The 19,647-nt window shown below is 49.5% G+C and carries 21 protein-coding genes, 3 tRNA genes and 1 pseudogene; 8 read left to right on the top strand and 17 right to left on the bottom strand.

Annotated features, from left to right (window positions below; all coding sequences use genetic code 11):
• The first annotated feature begins 7 nt into the window (after positions 1-7).
• Both ACYVJG_RS09450 and ACYVJG_RS09455 read left to right on the top strand, forming a co-directional pair.
• A complete protein-coding gene (locus tag ACYVJG_RS09450; protein WP_460430842.1) occupies positions 8-1,003 on the top strand; it encodes a DUF3108 domain-containing protein in 996 nt (331 codons plus the stop codon).
• A complete protein-coding gene (locus ACYVJG_RS09455; protein WP_460430843.1) occupies positions 996-2,267 on the top strand; it encodes an RsmB/NOP family class I SAM-dependent RNA methyltransferase in 1,272 nt (423 codons plus the stop codon). Before ACYVJG_RS09450 ends, ACYVJG_RS09455 begins: the two co-directional genes overlap by 8 nt.
• 16 nt (positions 2,268-2,283) lie before the next feature.
• On the opposite strand, the gene ACYVJG_RS09460 is transcribed toward ACYVJG_RS09455, so the two are convergent.
• The 4 genes from ACYVJG_RS09460 to gpmI all read right to left on the bottom strand — a co-directional run bounded on the left by ACYVJG_RS09460 (position 2,284) and on the right by gpmI (position 7,369).
• The gene (locus ACYVJG_RS09460; protein ID WP_460430844.1) at positions 2,284-2,694 is read right to left on the bottom strand and encodes a hypothetical protein; all 411 of its coding nucleotides are present in this window, start codon (positions 2,692-2,694) and stop codon (positions 2,284-2,286) included.
• Between the two features lie 172 nt (positions 2,695-2,866).
• On the bottom strand, positions 2,867-4,285 hold the full coding sequence (locus ACYVJG_RS09465) for a S41 family peptidase (protein ID WP_460430845.1): 1,419 nt from the start codon (positions 4,283-4,285) through the stop codon (positions 2,867-2,869).
• Between the two features lie 23 nt (positions 4,286-4,308).
• Positions 4,309-5,829 carry a murein hydrolase activator EnvC family protein gene (locus ACYVJG_RS09470; protein ID WP_460430846.1) on the bottom strand — a complete coding sequence of 507 codons (1,521 nt, stop codon included), beginning with the start codon at positions 5,827-5,829 and terminating at the stop codon, positions 4,309-4,311.
• Positions 5,830-5,842: 13 nt separating this feature from the next.
• Complete coding sequence (gene gpmI / locus ACYVJG_RS09475; protein ID WP_460430847.1) at positions 5,843-7,369, bottom strand: 2,3-bisphosphoglycerate-independent phosphoglycerate mutase; 1,527 nt, start codon at positions 7,367-7,369, stop codon at positions 5,843-5,845.
• A gap of 104 nt (positions 7,370-7,473) precedes the next feature.
• Here gpmI and ACYVJG_RS09480 point away from each other — a divergent pair, with 104 nt between their 5' ends.
• Positions 7,474-7,788: an ArsR/SmtB family transcription factor gene (locus ACYVJG_RS09480; protein ID WP_460430848.1), complete on the top strand. Its 315-nt coding sequence runs from the start codon at positions 7,474-7,476 to the stop codon at positions 7,786-7,788.
• On the opposite strand, the gene ACYVJG_RS09485 is transcribed toward ACYVJG_RS09480, so the two are convergent.
• The 3 genes from ACYVJG_RS09485 to folD all read right to left on the bottom strand — a co-directional run bounded on the left by ACYVJG_RS09485 (position 7,785) and on the right by folD (position 10,193).
• On the bottom strand, positions 7,785-8,399 hold the full coding sequence (locus ACYVJG_RS09485; RefSeq protein ID WP_460430849.1) for a hypothetical protein: 615 nt from the start codon (positions 8,397-8,399) through the stop codon (positions 7,785-7,787). The two genes, ACYVJG_RS09480 and ACYVJG_RS09485, sit on opposite strands and share 4 nt — an antisense overlap.
• Positions 8,399-9,259, bottom strand: coding sequence for a formyltetrahydrofolate deformylase (purU, locus tag ACYVJG_RS09490; protein ID WP_460430850.1), 861 nt, complete (start codon positions 9,257-9,259; stop codon positions 8,399-8,401). Before purU ends, ACYVJG_RS09485 begins: the two co-directional genes overlap by 1 nt.
• Before the next feature lie 79 nt (positions 9,260-9,338).
• Positions 9,339-10,193 carry a bifunctional methylenetetrahydrofolate dehydrogenase/methenyltetrahydrofolate cyclohydrolase FolD gene (gene folD / locus ACYVJG_RS09495; protein ID WP_460430896.1) on the bottom strand — a complete coding sequence of 285 codons (855 nt, stop codon included), beginning with the start codon at positions 10,191-10,193 and terminating at the stop codon, positions 9,339-9,341.
• A 114-nt stretch (positions 10,194-10,307) separates the two neighbouring features.
• Here folD and ACYVJG_RS09500 point away from each other — a divergent pair.
• From ACYVJG_RS09500 to ACYVJG_RS09510, 3 genes are all read left to right on the top strand, one after another.
• A tRNA-Pro gene (locus ACYVJG_RS09500) sits at positions 10,308-10,384 on the top strand.
• A 43-nt stretch (positions 10,385-10,427) separates the two neighbouring features.
• A tRNA-Arg gene (locus ACYVJG_RS09505) sits at positions 10,428-10,504 on the top strand.
• Between the two features lie 23 nt (positions 10,505-10,527).
• Positions 10,528-10,603: transfer RNA gene (locus ACYVJG_RS09510), tRNA-His, on the top strand.
• Here the strand turns inward: ACYVJG_RS09510 and ACYVJG_RS09515 are convergent.
• From ACYVJG_RS09515 to ACYVJG_RS09555, 9 genes and pseudogenes are all read right to left on the bottom strand, one after another.
• A complete protein-coding gene (locus ACYVJG_RS09515; protein ID WP_460430900.1) occupies positions 10,592-10,738 on the bottom strand; it encodes a hypothetical protein in 147 nt (48 codons plus the stop codon). The two genes, ACYVJG_RS09510 and ACYVJG_RS09515, sit on opposite strands and share 12 nt — an antisense overlap.
• Positions 10,686-10,868: a DNA gyrase inhibitor YacG gene (gene yacG / locus ACYVJG_RS09520; RefSeq protein WP_027405190.1), complete on the bottom strand. Its 183-nt coding sequence runs from the start codon at positions 10,866-10,868 to the stop codon at positions 10,686-10,688. Before yacG ends, ACYVJG_RS09515 begins: the two co-directional genes overlap by 53 nt.
• A gap of 9 nt (positions 10,869-10,877) precedes the next feature.
• Complete coding sequence (gene zapD / locus ACYVJG_RS09525) at positions 10,878-11,636, bottom strand: cell division protein ZapD (RefSeq protein ID WP_460430851.1); 759 nt, start codon at positions 11,634-11,636, stop codon at positions 10,878-10,880.
• A 32-nt stretch (positions 11,637-11,668) separates the two neighbouring features.
• Complete coding sequence (gene coaE / locus ACYVJG_RS09530; protein WP_460430852.1) at positions 11,669-12,322, bottom strand: dephospho-CoA kinase; 654 nt, start codon at positions 12,320-12,322, stop codon at positions 11,669-11,671.
• A gap of 13 nt (positions 12,323-12,335) precedes the next feature.
• On the bottom strand, positions 12,336-12,797 hold the full coding sequence (locus ACYVJG_RS09535) for a prepilin peptidase (protein ID WP_460430897.1): 462 nt from the start codon (positions 12,795-12,797) through the stop codon (positions 12,336-12,338).
• A gap of 75 nt (positions 12,798-12,872) precedes the next feature.
• Positions 12,873-13,103 (bottom strand): annotated as a pseudogene (locus ACYVJG_RS09540) (prepilin peptidase); the annotation flags it as partial.
• A complete protein-coding gene (locus ACYVJG_RS09545; RefSeq protein ID WP_460430853.1) occupies positions 13,103-14,362 on the bottom strand; it encodes an HlyC/CorC family transporter in 1,260 nt (419 codons plus the stop codon). The pseudogene ACYVJG_RS09540 and the gene ACYVJG_RS09545, both read right to left, overlap by 1 nt.
• A 130-nt stretch (positions 14,363-14,492) precedes the next feature.
• Positions 14,493-15,563 (bottom strand): porin, encoded by a 1,071-nt coding sequence (locus ACYVJG_RS09550; protein WP_460430854.1) that lies wholly within the window; start codon positions 15,561-15,563, stop codon positions 14,493-14,495.
• Positions 15,564-15,935: 372 nt separating this feature from the next.
• Positions 15,936-16,544 carry an OmpW/AlkL family protein gene (locus ACYVJG_RS09555; protein WP_022653426.1) on the bottom strand — a complete coding sequence of 203 codons (609 nt, stop codon included), beginning with the start codon at positions 16,542-16,544 and terminating at the stop codon, positions 15,936-15,938.
• Positions 16,545-16,803: 259 nt separating this feature from the next.
• On the opposite strand from ACYVJG_RS09555, the gene ubiD reads away from it, so the two are divergent.
• Together ubiD and ACYVJG_RS09565 are read left to right on the top strand one after the other, a co-directional pair.
• Positions 16,804-18,285, top strand: a complete 1,482-nt coding sequence (gene ubiD, locus ACYVJG_RS09560; protein WP_460430855.1) for a 4-hydroxy-3-polyprenylbenzoate decarboxylase — start codon at positions 16,804-16,806, stop codon at positions 18,283-18,285.
• Positions 18,282-18,659: a DUF423 domain-containing protein gene (locus tag ACYVJG_RS09565; RefSeq protein WP_460430856.1), complete on the top strand. Its 378-nt coding sequence runs from the start codon at positions 18,282-18,284 to the stop codon at positions 18,657-18,659. The genes ubiD and ACYVJG_RS09565 overlap by 4 nt, the downstream gene beginning before the upstream one ends.
• Here the strand turns inward: ACYVJG_RS09565 and ACYVJG_RS09570 are convergent.
• The gene (locus ACYVJG_RS09570) at positions 18,578-19,483 is read right to left on the bottom strand and encodes a ProQ/FINO family protein (protein WP_460430857.1); all 906 of its coding nucleotides are present in this window, start codon (positions 19,481-19,483) and stop codon (positions 18,578-18,580) included. The genes ACYVJG_RS09565 and ACYVJG_RS09570 overlap by 82 nt on opposite strands.
• Positions 19,484-19,647 lie beyond the last annotated feature (164 nt).

A 19,647-nucleotide genomic window follows, 5' to 3' on the forward strand; every position in this document is an offset into this window, starting at 1 on the left:
TGACGTCATGCGGATGCCGCTGAGTGTGGCAATCGGGCTGTCCCTTCTGTGTCATGCAATCGTGTTGACACAGGGGGGATGGCAACTGCCGGCAACCGAGGTCGCCGTACCTATCAGCCCCTTATCGGTGACATGGGTTCAGCAAACCGTGGCAGTCAACACCGCACCACCGCCTGCTGTCCCCGCTGTCGCTGAGGCAGACATCACCCTCCCGCCAGTCAAGCCATCACCCACGCTCACCGAGCCAATCCCTGAGCCGAGCGAAACATCCCCAGCCGTTGCTGAAACACCCGCAGAAACCGATGCGGCGACCGCAGCACAGCCACCATCAGCGCAAGCCGATGTGCCAATGTTCCCCCAACAGGCTTTGCTGCGTTATGAGGTTTTTTATGGCAATTTATTGGCAGGACTCGCCGAGCTGAATTGGCAACAACAGGGAGTGCATTACCAGCTACAGTTGCGATTGCAGCCGGTGTTTAGCCGTCCGCTGCTGTATCAGAGTGAGGGCCAGATAGAGAAAAATGGCCTGAAACCGCAGCGATTTTATGGTGAACGCAAAGGACAAGTGCGCGAGCAGGCTGAATTTGATTACGCGCAACAACAGTTGCGTTATGGTGCACAGCTGGAACACCTCAGTCCCCTGCCTGATGCGGCACAAGATATTCTCAGCGTGGCATTCCATATTGCCTTGCAGGGTGCATCAGTTTTACAACAAGAATTAGCGGTAACCAATGGCCGCAAACTCTATCATTATCCTCTGACCGTGATCGGCGAGGCGACTTTTACCCTAGAATCACACTCGATTCCGGTATTCCATCTCGCCAGCCGAACCGACCAAGAAAGTACCGAATTTTGGTTTGCCCCACAATTTGCCAATCTTCCTTTACGCATTCGGCGGCATAGCCCCGAGCTGACGCTCGATCAACGATTGATTTTTCTCAGTATTAACGGCGAAACCCAACTGGAACGCCCTCCTAAAGAAAGACCCCAAGCCCATGGCTGATTCTTCCTCCCCAATTCCTTTACTGGCGATTGTCAGTGCATTACACCGTGTTTTGCCTGCTGAACATCCAGCAGATACCGTGTTGTCGCATTTTTTCCGTACCCATCCGAAATTGGGCGCCAGCGACCGCCATCATATTGCAGAAACGGTGTTTGCCACGCTGCGCCGTTTGTCCTATCTGCGCGCATTGATTGCCCCATACGATACCCCTCGCGCTTTTGCGATTGCGGCACTGATTAAATTGCGTGGTGTTCCTATTCGGGCGATTGAGCATGATTTGGGACGTGATGAAAAAGAATGGGTGGTGACTTTAAAAGGCGCTCATCCTGAATTGACCCTCTCCGAACAAGCGGAATTACCACCGTGGGCCGTGACCTCATTGCAAGGCAGTGGCATGAGCGATGAAGCCATTTTGGCTTTAGGTCGTGGCATGCAACGGCCTGCCCCGTTAGATTTGCGGGTCAATACCATAAAGGCCAAGCGTGAAGATGTCTTAGCACAACTGGAGCGTGAAGGGATTGCTGCTGAAGCCACGCCGTATTCACCGTTTGGCATCCGCTTAAAAGACAAAATTGCTTTGAATAAACACAGTTTATTCGCTGGCGGTAAAGTCGAAGTGCAAGACGAGGGTAGCCAATTGTTAGGTTTGTTGCTGGCGCCAAAGCGCGGCGAGATGGTGACCGATTTCTGTGCGGGTGCTGGGGGCAAAACCCTGTTGCTGGGGGCAATGATGCAATCGTCAGGCCGTCTGTATGCGTTCGATGTCGCTGAGGGACGGTTAAGCAAGATGAAACCGCGCCTAGCACGCTCTGGTTTGTCGAATGTTCACCCACAACGGATTGAACATGAACGCGACAGCCGTATCAGCCGCTTGGTGAATAAAATGGATCGGGTGTTGGTCGATGCCCCGTGTTCAGGCTTGGGCACTTTGCGCCGTAATCCTGATTTGAAATTACGGCAAAACGCGGAATCGGTTGCCGAACTCAATACTTTACAACGCAATATCTTACAGTCGGCTTCTCGTTTGGTGCGAGTGGGTGGCCGTTTGGTGTATGCCACATGCAGTATTCTGCCAGCGGAGAACCAAGAAATCGTCAGAGCTTTCCTTGCTGACAATCCGCAATTTAGCTTGCTTCCCGCCAATGAGCTGTTAGCCGCACAACGGGTCGATCTGACGATGCCTGACGAGTATCTCAACCTCACCGCCCATCAACATGGCACCGATGGTTTCTTTGCTGCTGCACTGGTTCGCCACGATTACTAAATTTTAATTTGATAGCTTACAAGGCACGCCGGAGTTCTTCTGGTGTGTCGTCATGATCGCCATGCAAATGTTGCTCGTACACTTTTGAGTAGGCTTCATGGCTCTTGGTGGGCTTGGCCGGTTCTGCCAGATTTTCTAATTGCACTGCTTCACAGTAGGTAATCAAAGCATGATGCAGCTTTTGCAAGAGGTTGTTGTCAATATGAAAACCTTCGTCCTGTAGCCATTGCAACAGCGCAGCCAGCGACGATTCCCCTAATACATAGGTGACTAACACTCGGTTTTGATGCGGGAAGGCGAGCGCCGATACGCCTGAGATATGTTGTAACCGCTGTGCAGCTTGTTCCGCCTGTCCGGGGGGAAAGGGGTGAAAAACGATGTCGTGGCACTTAAACAGTTCATGAACGGGCGGGCGGCGGTGTGGCATAACAAGTCCTCCTCACATCACATCAAACGCCCCAGCACGATATTCTGGATCATTAACTGGGGTTTTGGTCGGGTAGGGCGGGTGATTTTGCTTTCCAGTATTCGTCCAAGCGCAAAGATATGCAAGTCGGGCGCAGCATTGTGCGCCCTGATCCTTTGCTACACCTCATCAACTACGGTTTTGCCGGATTGGTGTTTTTGCTTTCCAATATGCGTTGCACCTTGAGGATATTTAAGGCCTGTCCCAGTTGATTATCCGTTTTCGGATTGGGGTCTCGTGGGTTAACCGTTGATTCTGGTTTATCCTCTTTTTGTTCCACCGGTGTTAACGGTGTAACCGACTTCGGTGTGGATTTATCACTTGGGTTGCTTAAGTGGTGTTCTAAATCTGCCTCGCGTAAACGCAATGGGGTTTGGGCGCTTGCTGCCGCTTTTTGTGTGATTTGTTCTTCCACCACTACATCAGGCTCAATCCCTTTCGCCTGAATAGAACGACCATTTGGTGTGAAATAACGCGCAGTGGTCAATTTAATCCCACCAGCAGATCCCAACGGCAGAATCGACTGCACCGACCCTTTCCCAAAAGTTTGCACCCCTACAACAACGGCACGCTTATGGTCTTGCAGTGCCCCTGCCACAATTTCAGATGCCGATGCTGTACCGGCATTCACCAACACCACCAGCGGTATATCGCGCATTTCAGCAGGTAAGCGGTTTAAAGGATCTTCTCCTTTACGGCTGTAATTTTGTACCGATGCCGTCAGACGCATTTTGGCATCAGGGGCGCGGCCTTCGGTATAGACCACCAGCGCATCTTTCGGCAAAAAGGCCGCCGAGACCCCAACCGCTGCATTTAATAAACCACCCGGATCATCACGCAAATCAATAATCAACCCTTTAAGCGGTTTTTTATTGTCTTTCGACACCGCGACCAAGGCATCAACCAGATTTTCAACAGTATGCTCTTGGAACTGAGCAACGCGCACATAGCCATAGTCGGGCTCTAATAACTTCCAACGCACACTCTTGGTTTTGATAATGGCACGGGTGATTTGTACAGTGAAGGTGCGATTTTCACTCTTGCGGGCAATAGTCAGGGTAATTTTTGTCCCCGGCTTGCCACGCATTTTTTTCACTGCATCGGTCGTTGACAGCCCACGCGCCGAGGTCTCATCAATTTTGACAATCAAATCACCACTTTTCAGGCCCGCACGGAAAGCAGGGGTATCTTCAATCGGGGCAATGACTTTAATAAAACCGTCTTCCGAACCAATTTCAATCCCAAGGCCACCAAACTCGCCCTGTGTGCCTTCTCGTAATTCTTTGTAGGCTTCAGGGTCTAAATAAGCAGAATGGGGATCAAGCCCAGTCAACATGCCATTGATCGCTTCGTTAATCAGTTTTTTATCTTCAACCGGTTCAACATAATCTTGTTTGATGCGGCCAAACACTTCGGCAAAGGTACGCAGCTCATTCAATGGCAAAGGTGCACTGGCTTCGCGTTCTGCCACTGCAGACACGCTCATCGTGAGCACCGCACCGAGTACGGCCCCACCCGTCACCAAAGCAAAGGTATTGCGTAAATTCGACATTGCTGATTCCTTGATCGTATTCTTTAACCACCGACCCATTGCTGAGGGTTGATGGGCTGTCCCAGATGACGGAGTTCAAAATACAAACCGCTTTCCGCAGCCCCACCGCTGGCACCGGTGGTGGCAATCGTATCACCTGCGCGAACACGATCACCGATTTGTTTCAATAACGCCTCTGCGCCGCCATAAATGCTCATATAACTATTGCCGTGATCGACAATGACCATATTGCCAAAACCACGCAACCAATCGGCGTACACCACACGGCCTTCAGCCACCACGCGCACCGCTTGTCCAGCCGGCGCTTGGATAAAAATCCCCTTCCACACTGTGCTGGTTTCACCGCGCCGAGTGCCAAAACGCCCCGTGATGGCTCCCGAGGTGGGGAGGCGCATTTTGCCTTTTAAGGCGGCAAACCCTCGCCCTGCAGCGGTGGGTTCGGGCGGCGGTGTGGTTTTACTGTTTTGCTCTGCTTCGGCTTCTTGTTTGGCTGCCCGCGCTTCTTGCGCTTTTTGGCTTGCTTGCTCTTGTTCAAACCGGCGCTTTTCCGCTTCAAGACGAGCCACTTCAGCGCGATGTTGTTGTGCTTGTTTTGCCTCAGCTCGGGCGGCGGCGCGTGCTTGGGCAGCTTTGGCTTCTGCCAGTTTTTGTTCTCGTGCTCGGCGTTCGGCTTCGCGTTTTGCCGCGAGTTCCGCGCGACGCTTGGCTTCTTCCGCTTTGCGTTTGGCGGCTAATTCCGCTTGGCGCTTGGCTTCAGCGCGTCGGCGTTCTTCTTCCTCACGTCGTTTACGTTCAATTTCACGATTGATTTGTTCGATCAACTGCGTCAGACGTTTTTCATCGGCCTGTAATTTGCCAATTTGTTGTTGCTGTTGCCGAATTTGATTCGATAGCTTGGCGACCAGTTGCTCTCGCTGTTGTTTTTCTGCTTCGAGTTTTTGTGTCTGTTGCTGTTGTTCGCCGGCAATCTTCTGTAAACGTTGATTTTCAGAGGCCAATTGCGCTGACAAACGTTGTAATTCCGCTAATTGCTCGCGCAGACGGTTGATGACTTGATGTTCTGCCCGTGCTAAGTAGTGTTGGTAGGCTTGTTCACGGGCGCTTTGATTGGGGTTTTTTTGGTCTAACCATTGTTTCAAGACATCGCTTTCACCCACACGGTGTTGATTACGCAATACACGGGCAATCCGTTCCTGAGTGGCTTTCATCCCCTGTTGAATGTCTTGAATTTGCTGTCGAACCTGACCGCGTTCACCCTCTGAACGGTCTTTTTGCTCGGTCAAGGAAGCCAACGCCCGTTTGGCCTGACTGATAGCAATTTCAGATTGCCGCAAAGCATCACTGGCCTCGCTATGGTCTTCCTCTGTTTCTTTGATCTCTTTCGACAGCGTTTGAATCTGTTGACGAATATCTTTTAAGTCTGCCTGTGGTGCAGCAGGAGAGCTGGGCAACGCCTCGGGAGCTGCCCATGTCATCGAGGCCATGCCGCTACCCAAACAGGCCATCACACACCAAGGCCATACCGCCACAGGCAGCTTTTTCATAGTAACTTCGCAATCAATCAAAGTGTAATAAGCTGCGGCCAGTCATTTCAGCCGGTTGGGACAAGCCCATCATAGCCAAAAGTGTTGGTGCAATATCACGCAATGCCCCTTCACCGACAAAATGCGCGGCGCGCTGACCAATGTATAAACATGGCACACGATTTAAGGTGTGTTGGGTATGCGCTTGATTATGGGCATGGTCGTGCATTTGTTCACAGTTACCATGATCAGCAGTAATTAACACTTCACCACCCGCTGCCAACATCGCAGTGACACAGCGCGCCACACATTCATCGAGGGTTTCAACCGCTTTGATTGCCGCTGGCATCACACCGGTGTGACCCACCATATCGCCGTTAGCGTAGTTACAGATAATCGCGTGGTACTGTCCAGAAGCAATGGCCTGTTCAATATGGGCGGTAACTTCTGGTGCATTCATTTCAGGTTGTAAATCGTATGTCGCTACTTTGGGCGATGGCACCAGAATGCGGTCTTCACCTTCATACACCGCTTCTTCGCCACCGTTAAAGAAATAGGTGACGTGGGGGTATTTTTCCGTTTCAGCAATCCGCAACTGACGTAGGCCCAAACCCGATAAGTACTCACCTAAGGTTTGCCGGATTTTTTGGGGTGGATAGGCAACCGGATGTTGATAGGCCTCGCCATAGCTGGTCAATGAGGCAAAGTAAGAGAAAGCAACCCGCCGCGCAGCAAAGGCATCAAAGGCCGGATCGGTCAACGCGGTGGTCAGTTGACGGGCACGATCAGCGCGGAAATTCATAAACAGCACCACATCGCCGTCTTGCATTTTGACCGGTTCACCAATCACCGTGGCGTGCACAAACTCATCGTTTTCATCGCGAGCATAAGCCGCATCAAGGGCCGAGGTGGCATCTGTGGCGTGATAAACAGCTTCACCTTCTACCAAGAGCTGATAAGCCGGTAAGACACGTTCCCAACGCTTATCGCGATCCATCGCCCAATAACGACCGACCATGCTGACTAAGCGTGCCTGAGGACACGCGGCCAAGACGGTGGTTAACCGATTAAGATAGGTGTGAGCGCTACGTGGTGGGGTATCACGGCCATCTAAAAAGGCATGGACATAAATCGCTGGTACACCGGCAGTGTGTGCGGCTTGGATTAAGGCATGGATATGTGCTTCATGGCTGTGGACACCCCCATCTGACAGCAAACCCATGATGTGAAGAACACCTTGACGTTTTGCTGTCGCAATCGCTTCGGTAATCACGGGGTTATTGGCAAATTGACCGGTTTCAATATCCATGTCAACGCGACTGATATCTTGTTGAACCACCCGTCCAGCGCCAATGTTGAGATGGCCGACTTCTGAGTTACCAAACTGACCGGAAGGCAAACCAACCGCGTGTTCAGATGCATCTAAAGTTGTATAGGGATAGTCACGGCGCAGTCGATCCCAGTTGGGGGTTTGGGCATGCAGAATTGCATTGTCCTCTCCCTCAAGTCGATGACCAAAACCATCCAAAATCAACAGCAAAACAGGGGTTACATTCGACATAGTGCAAGAATCTATTCGGTAGTTAATATTAGGGCTTGTTGATGTTTACAGCCAAACAACTTACGATTGTAACGGTTTTTACAGCCTTTTACCGGAGACTGGCTTTGCCATCCAACTATACGCATATCGAGCAGACCTCTCGTGCCATGAAGGCAATGTCACATCCGCTGCGGTTAAAAATTATTTCCGTGTTACAAGACCGCGAAGTCAGTGTGCAAGAGATCGTCGAACAGGTCGGTACCTCACAAAGTAATATCTCGCAACACCTTGCCGTTATGCGTGAAAAAGGCGTCTTGCGAACACGCAAAGACGCCAATCGGGTTTATTATCGCTTAGGTGACTTACGCACATTAGAAGTTTTGAAACTGATGCGTGAAGTCTTTTGTGGCTTTAGTGATGACGAAGACAGCCACGATTAACTGTCCATCACCCCGCTGTGATTCGGCGGGGCAGGTTCAGCTGGCGCAGGGGTAGTGGGCGCGGTTTCAGGGGTCGTGAGTTCCTGTGGCAAGCTAATCCATCCCTGATGCGCAGCGGCGCCCAACATTAAGCTGAGTGCAAACACCGCTATCGGCATAAACAGAATCATCCCAACGATCACTCGTCCGCGTGTCATGGCGGTGGTCAGATGTAATGCTTGAACCAAAATGGTGATGCCCCACGCGGCCAAACCAAAGGCCAAAAAGCTATCAAGTGGTGCCGGCACGGCCAATAACAGCGGCTCTAACAATTGTGGCGTATGCGACAACACCACCAGCCCAAATAAAGATTCTTGGCCTTGCCAACCAGATTGGCGCAACCACCACGCCATAAACCACGCTAACAGACCGCTTTCAACCACATTGACTGCCATAAAAAAAGCCAGTCGATTGGCCATGCCACCCGTGAACGTGTCAGCGACCAGCGCAGACGCCAACCCCAAACACAATAACCACAGGATTACTGCCGAAAGTGGATATTGATAGTGGCCAATTGACCGGACTCTAAACCGCATTAAATCAAGTGCATCTTGCACAAGTCGGGCAAACATTAGTCGAAAATCACCGTTTTGTTGTTGTAAGACAGAATGCGGTTGTCCAAATGCCAACGCACCGCGCGAGATAACACCATTCGCTCTAAATCACGTCCTTTCTGAATCAAATCATCGACATCATCACGATGAGAGATTCGAGTGACTTCCTGTTCAATAATTGGCCCTTCATCCAGCTGTTCTGTCACATAGTGGCTGGTAGCACCAATCAATTTCACCCCACGAGCATGTGCGCGATGATAGGGTTTTGCACCATCAAAGGCAGGTAAAAAACTGTGATGAATATTGATCACCCGATTGGGGTAGCGTTGTACAAATTCTTCTGATAACACCTGCATGTAGCGCGCCAAAATAATCAGGTCAACACCATGTTGTTCTAATAAGGCAAACTGTTGTTGCTCAAGTTCCACCTTATTTTGCCGTGTAACCGGGACGACATGGTAAGGAATACCATTAAATTCGGCGATACGGCGACAATCCTCGTGGTTAGAGATAATCAAGGGAATTTCACAGTGCAGTTCACCGATACGCCAGCGATGCAGTAAATCAATTAGGCAGTGCTCGTATTTGGAGACGAAAATCGCGATTTTCGGTTTGTTTTCCGACAGCGCCATTTTCCATTCCATCCGATTTTCGCGGGCAATCGGCTCGAATGCCGCTGCAAAATCGGCGATCGGCAAAGTAAACCCATCTAGGGCCCACTCCACCCGCATCAAAAATAACCCAGCATCAGCATCTTGATGCTGATCCGCGTGCAAAATATTGGCGTTGTAAGAGAGTAAAAAATTAGCAATGGTTGCCACCAAGCCTTTGCGATCTGGACAACAGATCAACAAAGTGGCGGAATGTTTGTGCGACATAAAGCATCCGGTGAAAAAAATCAAACAAAGACCAGCAAACCAGACACTGCCGCGCTGGCAATGTCTGGATAAGCCTCAATTATTTTGCATGTAAATTCGCTGCATCGAGGGTGTTTTGCAACAATGTCGCCACTGTCATCAACCCCACGCCACCTGGGACAGGTGTAATGGCCGACGCCACCGTTTGTGCCGCTGCAAAATCCACGTCCCCTACCACCTTGCCATCATCGAGTCGGTTGATCCCGACATCAATCACCACCGCACCGGGTTTAATCCAATCACCTTTCACAAAGAAAGGCCGTCCCACGCCAGCCACAATAATATCTGCTCGCCGTACTTCAGCGGCTAAATCAGCCGTCGCAGAGTGGCAAACCGTCACCGTAGCACGAGCCAACAACAACTCTAATGCCATTGGCCGGCCCACAATGTTTGATGCCCCAATCACCACCGCGTGTTTGCCTTTTACCTCAATGCCGGCGTGTTCCAACATAATCATCACACCACGTGGCGTGCATGGACGTAACAGTGGCATTTTTAACGCTAGGCGACCGACGTTGTAAGGATGAAAACCATCTACATCTTTTTTCGGATCGATGGTTTCAATAATGGTTTCTGGGTTGATGTGCTCAGGCAGTGGCAGTTGAACCAAGATGCCGTCAACCTCAGGGTCTTGGTTCAATGTGGCAACCAACTGCAATAAGGCTTCTTGTGTCGTTGAGGCTGGCAAATCGTAAGACAGCGAGCGAATACCGACTTTTTCACATGAACGTTTTTTGTTACGCACATAAATTTCTGAGGCAGGATTATTGCCCACGAGGATCACCGCAAGGGCTGGTGCGCGCAAACCTTGATCTAAGCGTGTTTGCACACCTTCGGCAACACGATCAAGCAAAGCAGCAGAAATAGTTTTTCCGTCAATCAGTTGGGCAGTCATATAAGCATCCGCTTCAGGGTGGCTAAAACAGAATTTTCGCATTTTTTTACATCTTGCCTCAACTTGTGTTGACAACCCGAAATTTTATCTATAATATTCGGGTCTCTTGATCGGCGGGGCGTAGCGCAGTCTGGTAGCGCACCTGGTTTGGGACCAGGTGGTCGTGAGTTCGAATCCCACCGCCCCGACCAAGAATTCTTCTGACTGGTGTCCCTGACCATCAGGCAACAGAAAGCGCCCGTAGCTCAGCTGGATAGAGCATCGGCCTTCTAAGCCGAGGGTCACAGGTTCGACTCCTGTCGGGCGCGCCAAAGGCGCAAAAGTGTTTACACTGGTGGCTGTAGCTCAGTTGGTAGAGTCCCGGATTGTGATTCCGGTTGTCGTGGGTTCGAGTCCCATCAGCCACCCCAAAATAAAGAAGCCTGCTTAATGCGGGCTTTTTTGTTTTTTTCAGATAGAAAAAAATCGCCGTCAACATCACGGCGATTTTTTTTATTCTCGCTGACCTTCTTGGCTTGGTGTTTCGTCTTGCGCTGGAACAGCATATTTTTCTTCTGCCCATGCACCAAGATCAATTAATTTACATCGTTCAGAACAAAACGGACGATATAGACTCTCTGGTTCCCACACGACAGATTTCCGACAAATCGGGCACGATACAGTACGCACAGCCATATTTTCTCTTTACAGTTTGCAATACGTCATGGTGAAGGGGATCGCTTGGTCGATAACTTGCTTCCCACCTCCATCAAAATTTGGCGTGATAAAACGAACATTGACAGCATATTTACTGGCCGAAATTTCTGGAATCGCTGTTATGTCTGCTGCCATCTCTAGCCGCAGTAGGTGAAAAACGTTCCCACCGGACATCTGTTGAAAAGCACCTCGTGGGGCGAGATGGGCTATTTTTTTGCCGCGATGGCGTAATAGCTTTAACAGAATATCGACAGCTTCTTTCACCGGCAAAAGCGGTTGCACCCATTGTTGCAATAATTCACCACGCTCTGCGCTGGCTAAATTTTGCCAGTAATGCAACGACGGCAAATCAAATTCATTCACGCCACCAGCAATATTTGCGCGTTGGCGCACACTATTGAGCCATTCATGTTCGCGTAAATGGTGCCCCAAACGGCCACTATTTTCTAATAATTGGGCGGAGGTTTGCTCGATTCTCTCTAAAGTGGCATCTAAACTGTCTTCTGCAATCAAGGGATTATCACGCAAGCCTTCTAGAATATGCTTTTGCTTATCCAGCTCTTGCACTAATTCAGATTTCAAATCTAAACGACCCGCTAAATCGAGCAACTCAAACAATACCAATAGCGCAATATAATGCGCATGGCCTTGTTCTTGTTGTTGAAAAAACGCTAAGCGCTTGAAAATATCTTCTAGGCGCAAAAGGGTACGAATTTTTTCTGCGAGGGGAAATTCAAAGCAAATCACTGCGTGGCCAAAGGAAAAGAATAGGAGACGGACTACAATCTGGAAGCAGCTTGCTTGGCAAGCGCTAGATAATAGTGATGTTTCTGCTCAACTTGCAGCAATAAGTGTGATAAATCTTTGCTATTGTCAATCACATCTTGCGCCGCAGCAAGTCGCTGTGCACGGGTCAATTGATTGGCCATAATGGCTTGCACTTGTTCGACCGTCAATCCACTACGCTGTTGCACCCGCTCAATTTGCTGCTGCTCGGCACAATCAACCACCAGCGTGCGCGATAAATGCGGGGTGTAATGCCCCAACTCGAATAACAACGGTACCACCAACACCGCATACGGTGTCGTCACTTGGCTTAACTGCTGTAGGCTTTGTGTCAAAATTAACGGATGTAAAACCTGTTCGAGTTTTTGTTTTTCCTCTGGCTGATTAAACACACGCTGTCTCATCCAAGCCCGATTCAGTGCCCCGTCGGCTAAGCGACACTCACGACCAAATACGGCTTCTAAGGCTGGCATTGCCATACCCTCGGCAGAGGTTAACTGATGTGCAATCACATCCGTATCAATCACTGCGATACCGAATGTCGCAAAATGCGCAGCCGCAGCACTCTTACCACTGCCAATACCCCCTGTTAAACCAAGGACCCAAAGGTGAACGGGAAGCGTAGGTAAAGAAGCGGGGGACAACAAAGGGCGATTCCTTTTACTGATGAGAATAAGAAAAAAGCTGCCAAAGATAGATGACCGCCCCAGCACAGGCCAGTGCAGGTGCAAATGGGATGTAAGGTGTTTGCTGTCGTTGACGCCACAACACACCATACACAATCGCCAAGGACGAGGCGGATAATAACACTAAAGGCAAATTTTCTAAGCCAATCCACGCCGCAATCGCCGCAAATAACTTAGCATCGCCTAAACCAAGTCCCATCTCACCTCTCCATAACCAATAGCCCTGAGCAACAAGCCATAGCAGAAGATAAGCAAGGGCAGCGGCAAGCACGGCTTCTTGTGTCGAGAGACGCTGATCTGGGCCCAGCACAGTCCACAATAGCCCCAGCCATAACAAGGAGAGTGTCAAAACATCCGGCAACAATAAATGCTGAATGTCGATCATCGCGAGGGCAAACAAGAGGCTAAGCAACAGCGCTGTTATGAAAGCAGTCACAGGTGTTGCAATGAACCAATATGAGCCGCCCCAACAAAGCATGGTTGCACACTCAACCAGAGGATAACGGCGTGAGATCGGTGACTGGCAATAGCGGCACAGTCCCCGTTGCGCCAAAAAACTCCCTACGGGTATTAAGTCTATGGCCACCAGCCGGTGTTGACAGTTTGGGCAATGAGAGGGTGGCCACGCCAAATTGAAGCGAGTCGTGCCTTCGGGCGACATCAGCATCAGCGGTAGCCGATAAATCACGACATTTAAAAAGCTACCGCACAGCAAACCAAGGACACAGGCCAAAGCTAACATCAGCGAACACAGGGAATCAGTTTAACACGTTTCACGGCACGCTCATGTGTTTGCAGAATTTCAAATACACAACCATAGCGTTTGAAACAGGTCCCCACTTCGGGAATGTCTTGAAAATAGTCGAGGATTAAACCATTCAAGGTTTTGGGGCCATCGAGAGGGAAATTTGTCCCACACAGACGATTCAGTTCTCGCAACTGTATTGTGCCATCAACTTCTAACATGCCATCTTCTTTGGCTAATAATCGATTGTCACGAGCAGGGGCTTGAGTGGTAAAACGGCCAACGAGTTGTTCTAGGATATCTTCTAGGGTGACTAAACCGAGTAGCTCACCATATTCATCCACCACAATCGCAATTCGGCGATGGTTTTCTTGAAAGCTTTGCAATTGAGTAAAGAGTGGTGTGCCTGCAGGAATAAAGTAAGGCACACGCAAAACAGAACGTAAAGCATCAACACTGAGATCTTCACTAGAAAGATGCAAAACTTTTTTGGCATGCAAAATACCGACAATATTGTCCTGATTACCCTCACACACTAATAACCGCGTATGGTGGCAAGTCCGCAACTGGTGGTCGATGATATCCATCTCATCTGCAAGATTGATCATTTCAATTTGCCCACGCGGCACCATCACATCATCGACTGTTTGATTCTCCAGCTCAAATAGGTTGAGCAACATACTTTGGTGTTTCTTCTCAACAAACTGTCCCGACTCCAATACCAATACCCGCAGCTCTTCTGGGGTCAACATGGGCGTTTCAGGTTGTGGTTGCACACGCAAGATACGAATGGTCGCCTTAACAAATAGGTTTACAAACCAAACGACCGGATAAAACAGTTTTAACAATCCAGTTAGCGGATAACTTGCGACGACAGCAATTCGGTCGGGATGCGTTGCAGCAATCACTTTTGGTGTTGCCTCGGAAAAAACCAGAATGGCAAAGGTAACGCCTAACGTTGCAATACCGAGTGCGGCTTCATTTTGACCGAATAGTCGAAAAGTAATCACTGTTGAAAGAGAGGCAGCAGCGGAGTTAACGAAGTTATTGCCTAACAGAATGACACCTAGCAACTTATCCGTTTGCGCTAATAGGGTTTGCGCCAATTTTGCACCACGATGACCTTGTGTGGCTTGATTTTTTAAGCGAAAGCGGTTGGCTGCCATCATTGCCGTTTCTGACATAGAGAAACCGGCAGAGAATAATAATAACAATACCAAAGCTAAGGAAAGCGTGGATAAAGGAATGTCGTCCAAGGTAGATATTTGTAAAGAATAAAGACTGCAGCAGTATCGTGAGGAGGATAGGTCGCTGTCAAGCGCAACAAAAAAGGCAGCCGAAGCTGCCTTTTTTCATTCTTAATTTCACCCTCTCGCGAGGAAAAAATTAGAAGTTGTGACGCACGCCAACACCGAAAGATTGCTCTTTGTCGGTATCTTTAGCAATGTTGCTGTCCCAGTTCACTTGACCGTAGGACACGTAAGCAGCAGTGCGCTTGGACAATGCGTAGTCAGCACCGATCACGAATTGGTTGTAGCCAGAGTCGTTAGCTTCTTTGCCATTCACTTTCATGTCCCAGCCTTTAGCAAAGGACACGCGAGGCGTGATTGCACCGATGGTGTAGGAAGCAGTCAATGCCATTTCACGAGTTTTCACTTCGTTACCAGCTAAACCAGCAGGGATCGCACCAGAGTAAGAACCGTAGCTAGCTTCTTCACCGCCTTTAACTTGCTGGTAGCCCAATGCCACGTACAGGTTGTTAGCATCGTAACCGGCTTCTACGCGATGACCATGACCAGCTTCGTTGTTCTTGATGGCATCGCCGTAGCGCAAGTAGCTGTATGCGGCAAAGATACCGTTGTTGCTGTAAGCAACAGCCAAGTTAGCGGTGTTTTTGTCAGTGCGTTCGCCAGCATTGTAAGCGCGCACTTCGTCAGCGCCGTACAGGGCGGACACAGTGAAGCCACCGAAGTTAGGGCTGTCGTAACGGATAGCGTTGTTCACACGGCCGTCGGTACGGGTGAAGATGCCCAAACCGTTTACGCTGCCTTTGGCAGAACCGTACATCCATGGATCAACTTGTTCCATGTCGCTGTTTTGGTAGGTGGACAAACGACCCACGCGCACTTTACCGAAGCCACCTTCAACACCGATGAAGCTGTCACGGGTTGCGAAGCGGTTGCCGGAAGCGTTGTCGTCGAAGCTCAGGCCTTGCTCAACTTGCCAAATCGCTTTCAGGCCATTGCCCAGGTCTTCAGAACCTTTGAAACCGATGCGAGAGGTGTCAACCATGTTAACGGTCATGCCACCTTTCAGGTCGCCGTTAGGTGCCATCGCGAAGGAGTCACCCAAGGTTTTGTTGTAACCAACTTCAGCAGCCAATTTACCGTACAGAACCACGTCAGCCATTGCAGCAGCTGGCAAAGTAGCAATTGCAATCGCAATCAACTTTTTCATCGCAAGAATCCTTAATTTTTGTTGGACAAAGCTGGCAACATCACAGCCCAGCTTGAGAAAAACCAGCGCAACACGAACACCAGTCTTTGCAGTGCAATATAGCGGTCATCGTTGCAAAAACACCAACGCCGGCCAAGTCATAACACGACAATCAAAGCACTGCAGCAAACAAAAAACACATAACATCATGTTTAAAAAAACATTTTTGTGTTTAAGCCAGTGTTGCAAAAAACACACACATCAAGTCATCTTCAGAAAAGGTGTACAAAAAACACAACACCATGGCATAACACCATCCGACAAATGACAGAAAAAAAACGGCACTGCCAAAAAACAGTGCCGCAAGATACAACGAGAGGGAATAAATAAAGCTTAGAACTTCATCCCTACGCCCACACCGAAGACCCATGGGTTGATGCCGAGGTTACCAATTTTGGCACCATCTAATTTCACATCGGTATCAATCCAAATTTTCTTGACGTCCACGTTCACGAACACGTCTTTGGTCACACCAATATCAACACCTGCTTGCAAAGCGCCACCGAAGCTACCGCTTTCCACGTCCAATTTTTTACCAGCAAATTTCAGGTCATTGTCGTAGAAGAAGGTGTAGTTCAGACCAGCACCAACGTATGGACGAATTTGACCTTCTGGGTTGAAGTGCCATTGCAAAGTCACAGTTGGAGGCAAGTGACTGATTTTGCCCAAGCTGGTGCCACCAGATTTCAGTTCGTGACGGGCAGTGCCCAAGATCAATTCAGCAGCCAAGTTTTTGGTCACGAAGTAGGTCAGGTCGAGTTCTGGTACCACTTGGTTCGACACATTCACGCCCAAAGCGTTGATGGTGGCGGTACGAGACTCTTCTGGGTTGATGCTAATAGCGCGCAAACGAACCAACACATCACCCGCTTCAGCAAAAGCAGGAGCAGCAACACCAGCGAACAACGAGCCAGCCACGAGGGCGAGAGCGATTTTTTTCATGTTTTTCTCCGAAGATACAAACGATTTTCAAAAACTTGCCACCAAGCGGTTACTACCGCACAGTCAAGCAGGGTAAACTTTTTTAACTGCACGCACTCTACCCAAGCTAGAGTATGAAAAAAACCCTGTTGTTGTAAAAAACAGACGCTAATCCGGTGTGGATATGACTTAAATCAAACAGCAGCGAACTCAATGCAGCAAATTGACGACAGTTTTCACTGCATCAAACCCTATTTTTCGCATGAGAAGCCATAAGAAAATGTCATTCGTTTATCGCGATCTACGAGATTTTATCGATTTACTAGAAAAAAAACGGTTACTCCACCGAATTTCACGCCCAGTTTCACCCATTTTAGAAATGACAGAGATTGGAGACCGTGTGTTACGACAAGGTGGCCCTGCTTTGTTGTTTCAAACCCCACAACATGGCAACACCTGCTATGACATTCCTGTGTTGGCCAACTTATTTGGTACCCCAGAACGGGTTGCCCTAGGTATGGGAGCCGAAGATCTAGCGCAGTTGCGCGAAATCGGCAAAACCTTGGCTTATCTCAAAGAGCCAGAGCCCCCCAAAGGGCTGCGGGATGCATGGGACAAACTGCCATTACTGAAGCAAGTGCTCAGCATGGCACCAAAAGAGGTAAAAAAGGCGCCATGCCAAGATATTATTTGGGAAGGGGAGGAAGTTGATCTCAGTCGGCTACCAATACAACATTGTTGGCCAGGTGACGTTGCACCTTTAATCACTTGGGGACTCACTGTCACCCGAGGGCCAAATAAAAAACGACAAAATTTGGGAATTTATCGCCAACAGGTACTCAGTCGTAATCGTGTCATTATGCGGTGGCTGGCACATCGTGGTGGCGCCCTCGACTACCGAGAATTTAGACAACGCTTTCCCGATCAACCGTACCCCGTTGCAGTGGTCTTGGGTTGTGATCCCGCCACCATTCTAGGTGCAGTGACACCCGTACCGGACACATTAAGTGAATACCAATTTGCTGGCTTACTGCGCGGCAGTCGCACTGAACTGGTGAAGTGCATTGGATCAGATTTACAGGTCCCAGCAAGTGCCGAAATAGTGTTGGAAGGGTTTATCTATCCAAATGATCTTGCACTGGAAGGCCCTTATGGTGACCACACCGGTTACTACAATGAACAAGATCATTTTCCCGTGTTTACCATCGAGCGCATCACCATGCGCCAGCAGCCGATTTATCACAGTACGTACACCGGCAAACCCCCAGATGAGCCTGCGATTCTCGGTGTCGCACTCAATGAAGTTTTTGTACCGATTTTACAAAAGCAGTTTCCAGAAATTGTTGATTTCTACTTGCCGCCAGAGGGATGCAGTTATCGCATGGCAGTGGTCAGTATCAAAAAACAATACCCCGGCCATGCAAAACGGGTAATGATGGGTGTGTGGTCTTTCCTACGCCAGTTTATGTATACCAAGTTTATTGTCATTGTTGATGAGGATGTTAATACCCGTGACTGGAAGGAAGTCATTTGGGCCATTACAACACGAATGGACCCCGTACGAGATACCACGCTGATCGAGCATACGCCGATTGATTACCTTGACTTTGCCAGCCCCATTTCTGGCTTAGGTGGCAAAATGGGACTGGATGCGACTAACAAATTACCAGGGGAAACCCATCGCGAATGGGGTACGCCAATCACGATGGATCAAGCCACCAAAAATAAAATCGATACGATATGGCAGGAGCTTGGACTGTGAAACGTTATGTGCTCACCTATACGCTATTCTTATTAGCCGTGGGCGTCGCACTGGGCGCATTTGGCGCCCATGCCTTAAAACACCAATTGAGTGCGACTGCCTTACAGAATTGGCATACCGCAGTCAATTACCAATTCTGGCATGGCTTGGGTGCGGGTTTACTGTGGCTAATCGCCAGCCAACGGCCAGCATTCGAGCGTTTTTACCTAAGTGCGTTACTGCTGTTAATCGGCACGACTCTATTTTCTGGCAGTCTGTATCTACACAGTCTTTCCGGCTGGAAACCTTTAGTTTATTTGACGCCGATTGGTGGCAGTTTAATGCTGGTCGGTTGGTTTTGGACCGCATATTGGGCATGGCGCGCACGCGATTGAGAACGCAAAGGTCGCGTCATCTGGCGTGCCACCCGATGACGCGAGGGAAAAGCCGAGGGTAAAGGCTCTGGGCGAGGCGGCAGACCCGGTGGGCACGCCCCACCGAGATCCACCAACACGTGCCGCAATTGTTGAGTGACACGCTGCAAGATGAGCGTTTTTTCTGTTTTGATAGCAACCAGCCGGCGTTGGCCAATAGCGTACGTCTTTGGTTTTTGAGGACGAGCAGAAGCCGGACGAGACACGACTTGCGCCAACCAAGGCGAGGCAGAGGCAACAGGTAAAGCTGTGGCTAGCGGCGCTGGTGGGGGGACGGTGGTGGGGATTTCCGTTGGTTCAGCATCAGTGATATCACAGAAAATCAGGGTGTCAGGTACTGGTATGTCCTCCACCGGCAAAAATGTTAAACCATGCGCAAACTGCTTCACTGTCGTTGTCTCCAAACCAGCGGAAGAAACACCCTGTTTTTCATCTAAACTTGCCAATCGGATTGCCGCCTGAGCCTGTTCTTCATCAGACACCAACGCAACCGCTTCCCCAGCCAAATTATATCGCGCCCCACCTGCACGCAATGCTTTTAAATAGCGAACACGAGCACAATGCCACTGCAACACGCGTTGAATCACCTCAGGAGGAAAAACGGGCAACGCCTGTTGTAAATCATGATGTATGCCGTGTTGTAATGGTTGGTATGCTTTAAAGACACTAAAACGCCGGTACACTTCTTGTTCAGCGCGGCGCAATTGTTCTCGTTTGGAAAGGCGTTGGATGGAAGCCGCCCATGCCTCGTGCAAAATAGAACTTGAGATAGAGTTGGTAGCCATAGCATCAAAGTTAGCAGTTTTGCTGAAGTTGCGCACAACCCAAGCCGGTTTTCTATGCGAAAATGCCACGATTGTTGTCGTTTACGCCCACCAAGAAAAGGTGTCATTGACTTTGGGAAGTAACGCGCGATCAGCTTAGCAGTGAGAAGCAGCGGCATTCAAGA

Source organism: Aquaspirillum soli (assembly GCF_054781915.1).